The 13871-nt window shown below is 61.5% G+C and carries 14 protein-coding genes; 11 read left to right on the forward strand and 3 right to left on the reverse strand.

Annotation, left to right across the window (positions count from 1 at the left end):
• The 4 genes from kdpB to PMI32_RS19860 all read left to right on the forward strand — a co-directional run.
• The coding region (gene kdpB, locus PMI32_RS19875) for a potassium-transporting ATPase subunit KdpB (protein WP_008027286.1) at positions 1 to 1316 on the forward strand (1316 nt) is incomplete at its 5' end.
• Between the two features lie 150 nt (positions 1317 to 1466).
• Positions 1467 to 2012, forward strand: a complete 546-nt coding sequence (kdpC, locus tag PMI32_RS19870) for a potassium-transporting ATPase subunit KdpC (protein WP_008027289.1) — start codon at positions 1467 to 1469, stop codon at positions 2010 to 2012.
• A 131-nt stretch (positions 2013 to 2143) separates the two neighbouring features.
• Positions 2144 to 4801, forward strand: coding sequence for a DUF4118 domain-containing protein (locus tag PMI32_RS19865; protein WP_008027291.1), 2658 nt, complete (start codon positions 2144 to 2146; stop codon positions 4799 to 4801).
• Between the two features lie 56 nt (positions 4802 to 4857).
• Positions 4858 to 5556, forward strand: a complete 699-nt coding sequence (locus PMI32_RS19860) for a response regulator (protein ID WP_032828669.1) — start codon at positions 4858 to 4860, stop codon at positions 5554 to 5556.
• Positions 5557 to 5700: 144 nt separating this feature from the next.
• On the opposite strand, the gene PMI32_RS19855 is transcribed toward PMI32_RS19860, so the two are convergent.
• On the reverse strand, positions 5701 to 6741 hold the full coding sequence (locus PMI32_RS19855) for a patatin-like phospholipase family protein (RefSeq protein WP_008027297.1): 1041 nt from the start codon (positions 6739 to 6741) through the stop codon (positions 5701 to 5703).
• 222 nt (positions 6742 to 6963) lie between these two features.
• Between PMI32_RS19855 and PMI32_RS19850 the strand changes: the two genes are divergently transcribed.
• The 3 genes from PMI32_RS19850 to PMI32_RS19840 all read left to right on the forward strand — a co-directional run bounded on the left by PMI32_RS19850 (position 6964) and on the right by PMI32_RS19840 (position 9131).
• Positions 6964 to 7242: a hypothetical protein gene (locus PMI32_RS19850; RefSeq protein WP_008027298.1), complete on the forward strand. Its 279-nt coding sequence runs from the start codon at positions 6964 to 6966 to the stop codon at positions 7240 to 7242.
• 95 nt (positions 7243 to 7337) lie between these two features.
• Positions 7338 to 8096, forward strand: a complete 759-nt coding sequence (locus tag PMI32_RS19845) for a CHAD domain-containing protein (RefSeq protein WP_008027300.1) — start codon at positions 7338 to 7340, stop codon at positions 8094 to 8096.
• Positions 8097 to 8333: 237 nt separating this feature from the next.
• Positions 8334 to 9131, forward strand: a complete 798-nt coding sequence (locus tag PMI32_RS19840; protein ID WP_008027301.1) for an acyl-CoA thioesterase — start codon at positions 8334 to 8336, stop codon at positions 9129 to 9131.
• Here the strand turns inward: PMI32_RS19840 and PMI32_RS19835 are convergent, their stop codons facing one another.
• Together PMI32_RS19835 and PMI32_RS19830 are read right to left on the reverse strand one after the other, a co-directional pair.
• Positions 9132 to 9497, reverse strand: coding sequence for an Mpo1-like protein (locus tag PMI32_RS19835; protein WP_008027303.1), 366 nt, complete (start codon positions 9495 to 9497; stop codon positions 9132 to 9134).
• Between the two features lie 202 nt (positions 9498 to 9699).
• The gene (locus PMI32_RS19830) at positions 9700 to 11181 is read right to left on the reverse strand and encodes a methyl-accepting chemotaxis protein (RefSeq protein ID WP_008027306.1); all 1482 of its coding nucleotides are present in this window, start codon (positions 11179 to 11181) and stop codon (positions 9700 to 9702) included.
• A 179-nt stretch (positions 11182 to 11360) separates the two neighbouring features.
• Here PMI32_RS19830 and PMI32_RS19825 point away from each other — a divergent pair, with 179 nt between their 5' ends.
• The 4 genes from PMI32_RS19825 to PMI32_RS0128745 all read left to right on the forward strand — a co-directional run bounded on the left by PMI32_RS19825 (position 11361) and on the right by PMI32_RS0128745 (position 13734).
• A complete protein-coding gene (locus PMI32_RS19825) occupies positions 11361 to 11891 on the forward strand; it encodes a hypothetical protein (RefSeq protein ID WP_008027307.1) in 531 nt (176 codons plus the stop codon).
• Between the two features lie 67 nt (positions 11892 to 11958).
• Positions 11959 to 12150, forward strand: coding sequence for a PLDc N-terminal domain-containing protein (locus tag PMI32_RS19820; RefSeq protein WP_008027309.1), 192 nt, complete (start codon positions 11959 to 11961; stop codon positions 12148 to 12150).
• A gap of 256 nt (positions 12151 to 12406) precedes the next feature.
• Entirely contained in the window at positions 12407 to 13282 is an 876-nt protein-coding gene (gene speE / locus PMI32_RS19815; protein WP_008027310.1) for a polyamine aminopropyltransferase, read from the forward strand.
• A 218-nt stretch (positions 13283 to 13500) separates the two neighbouring features.
• On the forward strand, positions 13501 to 13734 hold the full coding sequence (locus PMI32_RS0128745) for a hypothetical protein (RefSeq protein ID WP_008042188.1): 234 nt from the start codon (positions 13501 to 13503) through the stop codon (positions 13732 to 13734).
• Positions 13735 to 13871: the final 137 nt, after the last annotated feature.

The following is a 13871-nucleotide window of genomic DNA, read 5'->3' on the forward strand; positions in this document are numbered from 1 at the left end:
CCCACTTCGCCAACGGCAGCCTGCCGCTGGTGTTCCTGGTGGCGTTATTGGTCACGCTGATTCCGACCACCATCGGCGGTTTGCTCTCGGCCATCGGTATTGCCGGTATGGACCGTCTGGTACGCCTGAACGTGATCGCCAAGTCCGGGCGCGCCGTGGAAGCGGCGGGGGACGTGCACGTGTTGCTGCTGGACAAGACCGGCACCATCACTTTCGGTAATCGTCGTTGCACCGCGGTGTATGCCGCACCGGGTGTCAGCGCCAAGGAGCTGGCCGAGGGCGCGCTGTTCGCTTCGCTGGCCGATGACACCGCGGAAGGCAAGTCCATCGTCGAGTACCTGCGCGGCGTTCATCCACAACCCGAGCCTGCCACCGAAGTGCTGACGGCGGTGCCGTTCAGCGCCGAGACTCGCTTGTCCGGTGTCGACTATCAGGGCCGTGTGTATCGCAAGGGCGCGGTGGATTCGCTGCTGGCGTTCGTCGGCCTGAAACGCGCCGATCTCGCCCCGGCACTGTCTCGGGAAATCGACAAGATCGCCCAGAGCGGCGGCACACCTTTGCTGGTGTGCGCCGACGGTAAATTGCTCGGCGCGATTCACCTCAAGGACGTGGTCAAGCCAGGCATCCGCGAGCGTTTCGCCGAGCTGCGCAAGCTAGGGATTCGCACCGTCATGGTGACCGGCGACAACCCGCTGACCGCCGCGGCGATTGCGGCCGAAGCCGGTGTGGACGACGTGCTGGCTGAAGCTACGCCGGAGAAAAAACTGGCGCGTATTCGTCATGAACAGAACGACGGTCGTCTGGTTGCCATGTGCGGCGACGGCGCCAACGACGCCCCGGCACTGGCCCAGGCCGACGTCGGCATGGCGATGAACGACGGCACGCAAGCGGCGCGCGAAGCGGCCAACATGGTCGACCTCGACAGCGACCCGACCAAGCTGCTGGACGTGGTGCAGATCGGCAAGGAATTGCTGGTGACTCGCGGTGCGCTGACGACCTTTTCCATCGCCAACGACGTGGCCAAGTATTTCGCGATTCTGCCGGCGCTGTTCGCCTCGATCTACCCGCAACTGGGTGTGCTCAACGTCATGCAACTGAGCAGTCCGCAGAGCGCGATTCTGTCGGCAATCGTGTTCAACGCCTTGATCATTGTCGTACTGATTCCACTGGCCTTGCGTGGCGTGCGTGTGCAGGCGGCGAGTGCGGCGGCGTTGTTGCGCCGCAACCTGTTGATCTACGGACTGGGCGGGATTCTGGTGCCGTTCGTGGGCATCAAGGCGATCGACATGCTGTTGACGGCGTTGCATCTGGTTTGACCCTTGGCGAGCGCTTCGCGCTCGATCGCCGGCAAGCCGGCTCCTACAGGTGTGACACCGCCCTGTAGGAGCGAAGCTTGCTCGCGAAGAATGCACCACGGTTCATCTATATGAACACCGAATCTGTTCACCGAATTCGAGGATTTTGAAATGTCCACAATGATACGTCCGGCCCTGAGCCTGCTGGTCCTGATGACCCTGATCACCGGCGTCGCTTACCCGTTGGTGGTCACTGGCGTCGCGCAGGTCGCGTTCCCTGACCAGGCCAATGGCAGCCTCGTGCGTGACGCCGACGGCAAAGTCCGCGGCTCTTCGCTGATTGCCCAGGATTTCACCGGTGACGCGTGGTTCCATCCACGCCCGTCGGCCGGTGCTTTCGCCACGGTATCGAGCAGCGCCAGCAACCTGTCGCCAAGCAACCCGGCCCTGGCCACTCGGGTGATCGACGATGCCAATAAACTGCTGGTGCCAGGCCAGGGGCCGGTGCCGTTGGCGCTGCTGACCACTTCTGGCAGCGGGCTTGATCCGCACTTGCCACCAGCGGCGATTGCCTATCAACTGGCGCGTGTTGCGGCGACGCGGAATCTGCCGGTGTCTACGCTTCAGAATCTGCTGGCCGCGCACATCGAACAGCCGTTGGTAGGCCCGCCGGTGGTGAATGTGTTGGCGCTGAATATGGCGTTGGAAAAGTTGTAAATCGGTGGCGCCGCCAATCGCTAGCAGGCTAGCTCCCACATGAGAATGCGTACCCCTTGTGGGAGCTAGCCTGCTAGCGATGGCGATAGAACAATCACCACATCAACACCTGAAAAAAGAGAGCTTCAAACATGAGTGACTCCGGCCGCGCCGACGCGCTGTTAGCAGACCTGCCCCGCGATGGCCGTGGCCGGCTCAAGGTTTTTCTCGGTGCCGCGCCCGGTGTCGGCAAGACCTACGCCATGCTGCAAGCGGCCCACACTCAACTGCGCCAGGGCGTAAAAGTCATCGCCGGCGTGGTCGAAACCCACGGCCGTGCCGAAACCGAAGCGCTGCTCGGCGGCTTGCCGCAGCAACCGCTGGTGCGCTCGGAATACCGTGGCGTGATGCTCGAAGAAATGGACCTCGACGGCCTGCTCGCGGCCAAACCGAAACTGGTGCTGGTCGACGAACTGGCCCACAGCAACGCACCCGGCAGTCGTCACGCCAAGCGCTGGCAAGACATTCAGGAACTGCTCGCCGCCGGCATCGACGTGTTCACCACGGTCAACGTCCAGCACCTGGAAAGCCTCAACGACCAGGTGCGCGGCATCACCGGCGTGCAGGTCCGCGAAACCTTGCCGGACTGGGTGCTGCAAGAAGCCTATGAACTGCTGCTGATCGACTTGCCGCCACGCGAGCTGCTCGAACGACTGCGCGACGGCAAGGTCTACGTGCCGGAGCAGGCGCGGGCGGCCATCGATGCGTTTTTCACCCAGACCAACCTCACCGCCCTGCGCGAATTGGCGATGCAGACGGCGGCGGCCCAGGTCGATAACGATCTGGCGCAAGGGTATCGCCAGCTCGGCCAGGCGGCACCTGCGGTACGCGGTCGGCTGCTGGTTGGTGTCGATGGCGATGCCCAGGCCGAACGCCTGGTGCGTCACGCCAGTCGTGTCGCCCAGCGCCGGCATTTGCCGTGGAGCCTGGTGCACGTGGATAACGGCAGCGTGCGCGACGAGCAATCGCGCCTGCGTCTGCAAAGTGCCCAGCAACTGGCTGAACGTCTCGGTGGCGAAGTGGTGTTGTTGCGTGCCGGCGAAGTTGCGAAAACCCTGATCCAGCACGCCGCCGAACGCCGCGCCAGCCTGGTGTTGGTCGGTCAGTCCCGGCAGCGTTTGCGTCGGCGCTTGTTCGGCGGTGGTCTGGCCTCACGCTTGCTGCGCGATGCACGTGGACTGGAAATCAACGTCCTCGACAGCGATCACGAACAGCATCAGCCGCGCCAGCGTTCGGCGCAGTCACTGGTGTGGTTCGACTATGCGCTGGCGCTGGTTGCAACTGTGCTCGCCAGCGCACTGGCCTGGGCCGTGGCGAGTGTCTTGCCGCTGCCGAACATCTCGCTGGTGTTCCTCGCCGCCGTGTTGCTGGTGGCGGTGCGCAGCAGCCTCGGCCCGGCGCTGGCCTGTGCGGCGCTGTCGTTTCTGACCTACGATTTTCTGTTCATTCCGCCGAATTTTTCCTTCAGCATCCAGCGCGAAGAAGACGTACTGACGCTGCTGTTTTTCCTGCTGATGGCTGCGCTCACCGGCAACCTCGCCGCGCGCCAGCGCCGGCAATTGCAGGCGTTGCGCGATACGCAGGAAGAGACCACCGAACTGCTCGACCTGTCGCGCAAACTCACCGCCGCCACCGACCGCCAGGCCGTGGTCAGCGCCGCCGCGCAGCACCTCAACGGCTGGAAAGACGTGCAGCTGTGCCTGCTCAATCGCGATGGTCAGGCAGGCTGGAAAGTCGAAACCGGTGGCCCCCTGGAATTCACCGAAGCCGAACGCGCCGCCGCCGATTGGGCCTGGCAACACGATCAACCGGCGGGCGCGGGCACCGGCACGTTGCCGTTCGGGCGTTGGTGGTGGTGGCCGCTTTCGGTGGAAGACGGGCCGCTGGCGTTGCTCGGCGTCTGTGCCAAAGAAGGGCAGACCTTGAGCGGTCAGCGTCGTCGCTTGTTGACCGCGCTCAGTCAGCCGCTGGCCCAGGCGCTGGCACGCGCACAACTGGCCGAAGACCTGGAAGCGGCGCGGCTGCACGGCGAAACCGAGCAACTGCGCAGTGCCTTGCTGGCCTCGGTGTCCCACGATCTGCGCACGCCGCTGACCTCCATGCGCGGCAGCATCGACAGCCTGTTGGCGCTCGGCGAAGCCATCCCGCTGGAGGATCGCCGTGAACTGCTCGAAGGCACGCGCGATGAAGCCGAGCGCCTCGATCGCTACATTCAAAACCTGCTGGACATGACCCGCCTCGGTCACGGCGCGCTGAAGCTCGCGCGGGACTGGGTGTCACCGGCCGACATCGTTGGCAGTTCGCTCAATCGCCTGCGCGCGGTGTTGGCGCCGTTGCAGGTCAGCACCGATGTGCCCGCGCAACTGCCGCTGCTGTTCGTCCACGCCGCGCTGATCGAGCAGGCGCTGGTCAACGTGCTGGAAAACGCCGCACGGTTTTCACCGGTGCATGGGCGTTTGCAATTGCGCGCTGGCGTGGATGAAAGCGAACTGTTCTTCTCGGTCAGCGATGAAGGCCCGGGCATTCCGGAGGAGGAGCGGGCGAAGATTTTCGACATGTTCTACACCGCCGCACGCGGTGATCGTGGCGGGCAGGGGACCGGGCTGGGGCTGGCGATCTGTCAGGGCATGGTCGGCGCGCACGGCGGGCGCATCAGTGTCGGTGATGGCATCGACGGGCGCGGCACCTGCATCACCCTTCACTTGCCCTTGCAGGAACAACCTTCCTTTGAAATCGAGAGCGGACAGTGAGTACTGAAAGTGAAGCCTGATACCCTTTGGACATCTCCATGCCGCGACCGGAAACCATGAGCCAGACCGCGACCATTTTGGTCATCGACGACGAACCGCAGATCCGCAAGTTCCTGCGCATCAGCCTCGCCTCCCAAGGCTACAAGGTGCTGGAGGCCGGCACCGGCACCGAAGGCCTGGCGCAAGCCGCATTGAACAAACCCGATTTGCTGGTGCTCGACCTCGGCCTGCCGGACATGGACGGCCAGCAAGTGCTGCGCGAGTTTCGTGAGTGGTCGACGGTGCCGGTGCTGGTGCTGTCGGTGCGCGCCGGTGAAGGGCAGAAGGTCGAAGCGCTGGATGGCGGCGCCAATGACTACGTGACCAAGCCGTTCGGCATCCAGGAGTTTCTGGCGCGGGTGCGTGCCCTGTTGCGTCAGGCGCCGGTGGGCGAGGCGCAACAAGCGGCGTTGACGTTCGGCCCGTTGACCGTGGATCTGGCGTATCGCCGGGTGCTGCTCGAAGGCGTCGAAGTGGCGTTGACCCGCAAGGAATACGCAGTCCTGGCGCAACTGGCGCGGCATCCGGGAAGGGTCATCACTCAGCAGCAATTGCTCAAGGATATCTGGGGGCCGACCCATACCGAAGACAGTCACTATCTGCGGATTGTGGTGGGGCATTTGCGGCAGAAGCTGGCGGATGATCCGACGCAGCCACGGTTTATCGTGACCGAGGCGGGGGTTGGGTATCGGTTGTTGAGTGAGGGTGGGCTCTGATTTTTGCGCTGGATTTTCAGGCCCCATCGCGAGCAGGCTCGCTCCCACATTTGATTTTCAGTGGACGCAAAATCTGTGGTTCACCTCAATCCACTGTGGGAGCGAGCCTGCTCGCGATGAGGCCCTCGCATTCACCCGAGCCCCTCAGGAATCCCGCTCATTCTCATACCGATCCAAGGTGTCCCGCGCAATCTCGCGCCCCAGCGCGATCAACTCCGGCGCCTTGTAAAACTCGAAGAACCGGCACACCCGCTTCGGCACGTTGATCAGAATATCCGGCGGATAGCCGGCGATCTTGTACTGCGCCAACGACGTCTGCATCACCTCGAAACTCTGGTTGATCAAATCCAGCAAGGACGCCGGTCCCACGTTGTCGATGATGAATGAACCGGTGGCCGACTTCGGCGCGCCGTCGCGTTCAGGGGCGGCCGCCGGTTGCTGGGCTTCGGGCTCGGCGGACTCGACCCAGGGATTGATCTCGGCCGCCTCGGCCATCAACGCTTCCTTTTCCAGCAACAGCAATTGTTCTGCCTGTTTGCGGCGGAACGGCATTTTCGAACCCAGCGAGTTGATCAGGCTGTCGAACCGGGTCCTGAACGCGGCAGGGCGCTGGATCACCGGCAATTGATAGTGACGCTGGTTGGTGGAGTTGAGGTTGACCGCAATGATCAGGTCGCAATGGCTCGACACCACGGGCACGATCGGCAAAGGGTTGAGGATGCCGCCGTCCACCAGCATGCGATTGCCCTGCATCACCGGGGTGAACAGGCTCGGGATGGCCGCCGAGGCGCGCATCGCCTGGTGCAGGCAACCTTCCTGAAACCAGATTTCCTGCTGGTTGGTCAGGTCGGTGGCCACCGCCGTGTAGGGGATGCGCAAGTCTTCGATATTGATTTCGCCGACGATCTTGCGGATCTGCCCGAAGACCTTCTCGCCGCGAATCGCCCCCAGCCGAAAACTGACGTCCACCAGGCGCAACACGTCGAGGTAATCCAGGCTTTCGATCCAGTTGCGGTAATCATCCAGTTTGCCGGCGGCATAAATCCCGCCGACCACTGCACCCATCGAGCAGCCGGCAATGCAGGAGATGTCGTAGCCACGCCGTTCGATCTCTTCAATGACCCCGATATGGGCATATCCTCGGGCCCCACCTGAGCCCAGCACCAGTGCGACGCGCTTTTTCATGAATCGCCCTCGTCTGACAAGGTTCAACAATGCACCCATCGAGGGGCGCGCTTCAATCGTCAAGGTCGCTTGGCAGGGTGAAGGCGTCGTTTTTTCGACACTCCATGGCGGCAGATGGTTATTCTCCCGAGCGCTATAGTTTCGGCGGCGGGAGCAAGGCACTTTTCACGCGCCGGACCGTCTTACCTGCACGACTGTTTTCCTATTGTTGAGGTGTGAGTGATGAAAGCCTGGATCTGTGTGCCCTTGATTGCGCTGGCACTCGCCGGTTGTGCCGGCAAAACCGCTTACCGTGACAGCTGCGGCAACGGGCTCGATGCGGCGTGGCGTGAGCTGGACCTGGCCAAGGCCGAAGGTTTTGCCGGTACCGTCAGCTACTCCAAGGCCCTGTCGTTGCTGACCGGCGCCAAGACCCAGCAGCAATTCGAAGCGTTCGAAGGCTGCGCCAGGAAAGCCGAGAAGGCGCGCTTTTATATTCGTGAGTCACGCGCTGGCCGTTAAACAAGGCGCTAATCTGTAGGAGCCGGCTTGCTGGTGAAGGCGTCATCACGGCCGCCATCGCCAGCAAGCCGGCTCCTACAATTGGAGTCAATCACATGATTAATCGGTTGGTGGCTCAAGTTCTGGGCCTGGAAGTCCGTTTGCTGGCCTGTCAGGCCCGGTTGAATGCCCGCACCGACCCGGAAGCGTTGCACGATCTGCGCACCACGGTTCGCCGTTTGCGCAGCCTGCTGCGACCATTGCGTGGCTTGCCCGGTGTCGAGCAACTGGAAGCGGCAGCGTCGGCCGTGGGGCAGTTGACCACGCCGTTGCGCGATCGCGAAGTGCTGGCGGCGTACTTGCTCGAGCACGATCAACCCGAGGCGGCGCAACGGCGCATGGCGCAGATGGCCGAGGCTTACCCGGCGGTTGCGGCGAGCCCTGAGCTGTTGCAGTTGCTGATGATCCTTGACGCCTTTCCGCGCTTTTTACGCGCCTCGCAGCGTCAGGGTTTGCTCAAGGGCTTGCGTCAACGCATCGAGAAACGCCTGGCCAAACAATGGAAGAAACTCGATCAGGCGCTGCACGATCCCGCCCATGATCGCCATCGTCTGCGCTTGCTGATCAAGCGCGTGCGTTATGGCATCGAGGCGTATCCCGAGCTGGATCGCTTGCCGAAACCGGCGCTGCCCAGATTGAAGTCGGCCCAAGCTGCGTTGGGCGATTGGCACGACTGCTGGCAATGGCTGGCCCGGGCTGAGGAAGAAGCCGATTTGCAACCTTGCGTGGCGGTCTGGAAAACCACCATGGCCGAGGCCGAAGGCCGTGCGGACCGTGTGCTCGACAAACTCAGCGCCACCTGTTTCAAATCCTGAAACCCCTGTAGGAGCGAGCCTGCTCGCGATGGACTTAAAGGCGATGCATGTCTCCAGACGGCATGCGTTATCGTTCACGCCCATCGCGAGCAGGCTCGCTCCTACAGGGGATCACTGTTGAATCTGGAATCGATGTGCACACGGCCTATCTGTCAGTCTCTTTGGCCAGAATAGGCGCTGTGCCATCCTCGCAGGCTGGTTAACATCCCTTCATCCTTTTCTGCCCTTGAGGTTTCCATGCGCTTTTCCGATCTGCTCGACGCCGTCCGCAGCCAGCCGCTGGAGCTGTCTATTCCGGCCGAATGGGCGCAGGGTCGCGCCAGTTTTGGTGGCCTGGTGGCCGCCTTGCAATACGAAGCCATGCGCGCGAAGGTGCCGGCGGATCGTCCTGTGCGTTCGCTGGCGATCACCTTTGTCGGGCCGGTCGAGCCTGAAGTGCCGGTCAGTTTTGAAGTTGACGTCCTGCGCGAAGGCAAGGCGGTCAGCCAGGTACTGGGTCGGGCGATGCAGAAGGGCCAGGTGGTGACACTCATCCAGGGCAGCTTTGGCGCCTCGCGACCGTCCGAAGTGGCAGTAACCGCCACGCCTGCCCCCGAAATGAAGCACTGGGACGATTGTCAGGAGCTGCCATTTATCAAAGGCGTACTGCCGGAATTCATGCGCCATCTGGCGATGCGCTGGAGTGTTGGCGGCCTGCCGTTCACCGGCAATAAATCCCGCGAGATGGGCGGTTGGGTGCGCTTGCGTGGGGATGTGAAGGAAGAGGCGGTCAGTGAGGCGCATATTCTGGCGCTGGTGGACGCCTGGCCCCCATCCTTGATGCCGCACCTGACGAAACCGGCGATGGGCAGCACGCTGACTTGGACCATCGAATTCGTCCAGCCGGTGCTGGAATTGAGCACGCTGGACTGGTGCAAGTACCTCGTTGAAATCGAACATGCCGCTGACGGCTACGGTCACGCGGCGGCGCAGCTGTGGAACGCAGAAAATCAGTTGATTGCCATGAGCCGGCAGACGGTGACGGTTTTCGCCTGATCAGTGACGACGGTGGCGCTCACGCCAGGCGCGCCACCAACCGCCGCTGAGGAAAAACCGTGGAAAGGTCAGGAACTGCTCGACCAGCAGGCGCGACACCGCGTCTTTGCGATCACTGAACGGCTCGGAGGCTTGCGCCTCCAGGCTGTGACCGTGGCGTTGCAGGCCCAATGCCGCGAGCAGGCCGATGACGCCAATCGCGAAGTTCGCAAAGCTCAGGCTGAACACCCCGCAAACCAGCAGCAGAAACGCCACGATGAACAGCGGCACGGCAATCAGGTGCAACACCAGATTGGCCGGGTGCTGGTGATTGTCCGGGTAAGCGCGCCATTGCCAGGCGGGAAGGTTGGGGTGACGTTTGCCCATGATGCTGATCCTCGATCCATGTTGAACACATGATTGAAGAATAGGCGCGGCATGGGCGGGCGGCGAATCAAGGATGGCTATCGGAGTGATAGGTGTCATGGTCGAAATTGATATTGATTGAGCTGACGCCTTCGCGGGCAAGCCTCGCTCCTACGGGTCTGCGCCGACCTTGTAGGAGCGAGGCTTGCCCGCGAAGAGGCCCTTAAAGTTTCAACTGACCTATAGCCTTACTCAGTTCCCCGGCCAGCGCCGCCAACTCATTACTGGTCGTCGCCGAGTCCACGGTCTGCTTCACGGTGTTCTCGGTCACATCGCGAATACTCACCACCGCCCGATTCATCTCTTCCGCCACTTGGCTTTGCTGTTCCGCCGCCACGGCGATCTGGGTATTGCTTTCGCGCATCTGCGCCACTGCGCTGGTGATTTCGGCCAGTGCGGCGCCAGCCTCTTGCGCCTGCTGCACGCAGTCGTCCGCCTTGAACGAGCTTTCCTGCATGAAATCCACCGCGTCCCGCGTTCCGGCCTGCAACGCCGAAACCATGAGGGTGATCTCGTCGGTCGAGGTCTGCACGCTTTTGGCCAGGTTGCGTACTTCATCGGCGACCACGGCAAAACCACGACCCATTTCCCCGGCCCGTGCTGCTTCAATCGCCGCATTCAGCGCCAGCAGATTGGTTTGCTCGGCGATGCTGTGGATCACATTGACCACGCCGTTGATCTTCTGGCTGTCTTCGGCCAGACGCTGAATCATCTCGGCCGTCTGCTGGACGCCAGTGGACAACCCGGCAATCGACTTCTGCACGCGGCTGACCACTTCCTGGCCGCTGCCAGCCAGGGTGTCGGCGGTTTTCGAAAGGTCGCGGGTGGCACCGGCGTGCTGGGCGATGTGGTAGACGGTGGCGGTCATTTCGTTGATCGCCGTGGCGGCCTGATCGGTCTCGCTTTGCTGACCGAGCATGCCGTGGCGCACTTCGTTCATGCTCGATGCCAGCCGAGCGGCACCGTCATCCAGTTGTCGTGCGGTGCTGGCGACGGTGTTGACCACCCGCTGGTAACCGGCCTGCATCGCGTTGAACGCGCCGGCCATCTGCCCGACTTCGTCCGTGCAGGCCAGCGGCACACGGGCCGAGAGGTCGCCGGTTTTTTCGACGTGGAGCATGACGTCTTTCAACGTATTGAGCTGGCTGAGCAGAAAGCGGATCAACAATTGCGACGCACCGAGCATCGCCAGCATCAGGATGAACACCGCCACGGCGTAGTTGGCGAAACGTTCTTCGAACACCTGGCTCAGGCTCGGGCCATAGGCAATCACAGCGATGTGTTGGCCGTCGGCACGCGCGAACACTTCGGCGCCCATCAACGGGTTTTCGCCGAACAGCGGCATCGAGTTGATCTCGACCCAGCCGTTGCTGTCCGTCAGTTCCAGCACGGGTTGATCGTTGAGCAGCGGCGCGTGCCCGCGACTGAATGTCAGCAGGTTATCGGCCTTGGGCAGCGCTTGCCCGGCCGGCCAGGCGCCGAGCAGGCGTGCCTGTGCCTGGGCGGACACTTTGGATGCGTGACTGCGGGCCTGTTGTTCGAGCTGTACGGCATACAGCACCAACAACAGGGTCGTGACGAAGGCGACAGCATTGACCGCCCAGAATTTATATTTCAGCGAGATGTTGCTAAGCCAGGCACCCATGGAGGTCTTCTCTGATAGCGGAAACAGTATTGGCAAGGTGCCAGCATTGTGCCGCGGCCCCGTGCGCCGGATCTTGATATGGGTCAACATTCCCGGTCACGCTCGCGCACAGGAACTGCGGGACGTAATGCGCTATCCTTCGCGCCTTCAAAATTCCCTCGCTACAGGATTCCGCCCCCATGAAAGCCGCACTCGTCGAACTCATCAGCAAAATCAGCTCCGGGTGCATGAGCGAAGACGAAATCCTCAAAGTCGCCGACGAAGCGGCCCAGGCCTACGCCGATCCAGAGGCTTTTCTGACAGCCAATCCAGACATTAACTACGACGACACCTTCCCGATTCCGTTGGGCGAGTGGGTCGTCGTCGGCAGCCTGCCGGAAACCGTGCTGTTCCAGGCTGACACCTATGTGGACCTGTTCGCGCAGATTGTCGCTTCGTTTGGTCCGGGCGTGGATTTCAACATCAAACCCAAGCAACTGGCCAAGACCGAAGCGCTGACCGCGCTCAATCGCATCCAGGTGCAAATGGGCAGCATGAACAAGGAAAACGGCGGTTATACGCTGATGAATTTCAGCCAGTTACTCGACGACGAGCTGCAAGTGGTGCTGGTCTACGGCAACGACGTACCACGTGTGCTCGAGCTGTGCGCCGAGGTCGGCATTGCTGCCGCGCCTTCCCTGGAAGCCCTGAAAGTCGCCATCCACGTTTGATGGCATGAAACGAAACCCCTGGGGCCGACTATCCTGAGAGGGCACACAACGCTTAGGGAGCGACACCATGGGTTCCACGTTTAACGGCCTGGTGGGCCTGATCATCCTTGTCCTGGACATCTGGGCAATCATCAACGTGCTGAAAAGTGGCGCCGACACCGTGATGAAAATCATCTGGGTCCTGCTGATCCTGCTGCTGCCGGTCCTGGGCCTGATCATCTGGGCCATCGCCGGGCCACGGGGCAACGTGCGTATCTGACCCGTTTCCCGAAAACGACACAAAACCTGTAGGAGCGAGGCTTGCCCGCGAAGAACGATTACACGGTTTAACTGAATGACCGCGTTATCGTTCTTCGCGGGCAAGCCTCGCTCCTACAGGTATGTGGAGTCAGAAGGTTCGACCTGTCATCTTCCGCGACGTAGAATGCGCGCCTTTCCCGGGCAATCGAGCTGATCGATTGGCCATCATGGGCGGGTAACCGTCCGTTGCCACCGCATTCATCGGAGCACTTCCCATGAGCAACACTCCAACCAGCGATTACCTGGAAACCCTCTACGAAGGCTACGGCCAGCGTTTTCGCATGGAAAAACTGCTGCACGAAGTGCGCACCGAACACCAGCACCTGGTGATTTTCGAGAACCCGCGCATGGGCCGCGTCATGGCGCTGGACGGCGTGATCCAGACCACCGAAGCCGACGAATTCATCTACCACGAGATGCTCACCCACGTGCCGATCCTGGCGCACGGCAGCGCCAAGCGCGTGCTGATCATCGGCGGTGGCGACGGCGGCATGCTGCGTGAAGTGGCCAAACACCGTAACGTCGAGCACATCACCATGGTCGAGATCGACGGCACCGTGGTCGACATGTGCAAGGAGTTCCTGCCGAACCACTCCAAGGGTGCATTCGATGATCCGCGCCTGAACCTGGTGATCGACGACGGCATGCGTTTCGTCGCCACCACCACTGAAAAGTTCGACGTGATCATTTCCGACTCCACCGACCCGATCGGTCCGGGCGAAGTGTTGTTCTCGGAGAACTTCTACCAGGCCTGCCGTCGTTGCCTCAACGAAGGCGGCATCCTGGTGACCCAGAACGGCACGCCGTTCATGCAGATTGAAGAAGTCAAAACCACCGCCGGCCGCCTGCGCAGCCTGTTCCCGGACTGGCACTTCTACCAGGCCGCCGTGCCGACCTACATCGGTGGTTCGATGACCTTTGCCTGGGGCGCGACCAACACCGCTTATCGCAAATTGTCCCGCGAAACCCTGCAACAGCGCTTTGCCGGTAGCGGCATCGTCACCCGCTACTACAATCCGGAAATCCACATCGGCGCGTTCGCCTTGCCGCAATACGTGTTGCAGGCCGTGAACAAGCCAAGCAACGACTGAAGAAATACGCAAAACCCCTGTAGGAGCGAAGCTTGCTCGCGAAAGCGGTGTTTCAGTCGACATTTTTATTGACTGATATGCCGCCTTCGCGAGCAAGCTTCGCTCCTACAGGGACCGTGTTTTTCATGCTTGCACGGCGTAATCTGTTTGAACGATCGGTCTGGGTAAAAGTCCAGATGGATGTAAGCCCATTTACGGGTTTGTTCGAGGAGGCAGTGATGCAAAAGTGGAAAATCACTTTCGTGGATGATCACGGTGAAACAGCCAACGAAGTTTTTGAGTGCGACGAATGCCCGGACAACGAGCACGCCGCCAAACTGATCAAGGAACGTCTCCTTCCTGTCGTCGCCGAACTGGATCTGAACGATCTGGAAGGGCGAACTGCTGATGCAAGCGTCAAGAATCTTAAAGCCCAGAACAGCATCCAGATCCTCGGCATTACTCCCGTCTGATACCCCCTCTGGAACACTCGTGAAATAACCAGGCCTTGGCAGCGGCTCCGACTTGGGGCTACTCTGCAAGCGAGATCAGCGAATGGATCGCTAAGGTCTGGTCTTGTCAGCTACATGCTTGTTTCCCATCGGCAATT

Origin of the sequence: Pseudomonas sp. GM60 (assembly GCF_000282415.1) — a bacterium.
Lineage (GTDB): Bacteria > Pseudomonadota > Gammaproteobacteria > Pseudomonadales > Pseudomonadaceae > Aquipseudomonas > Aquipseudomonas migulae.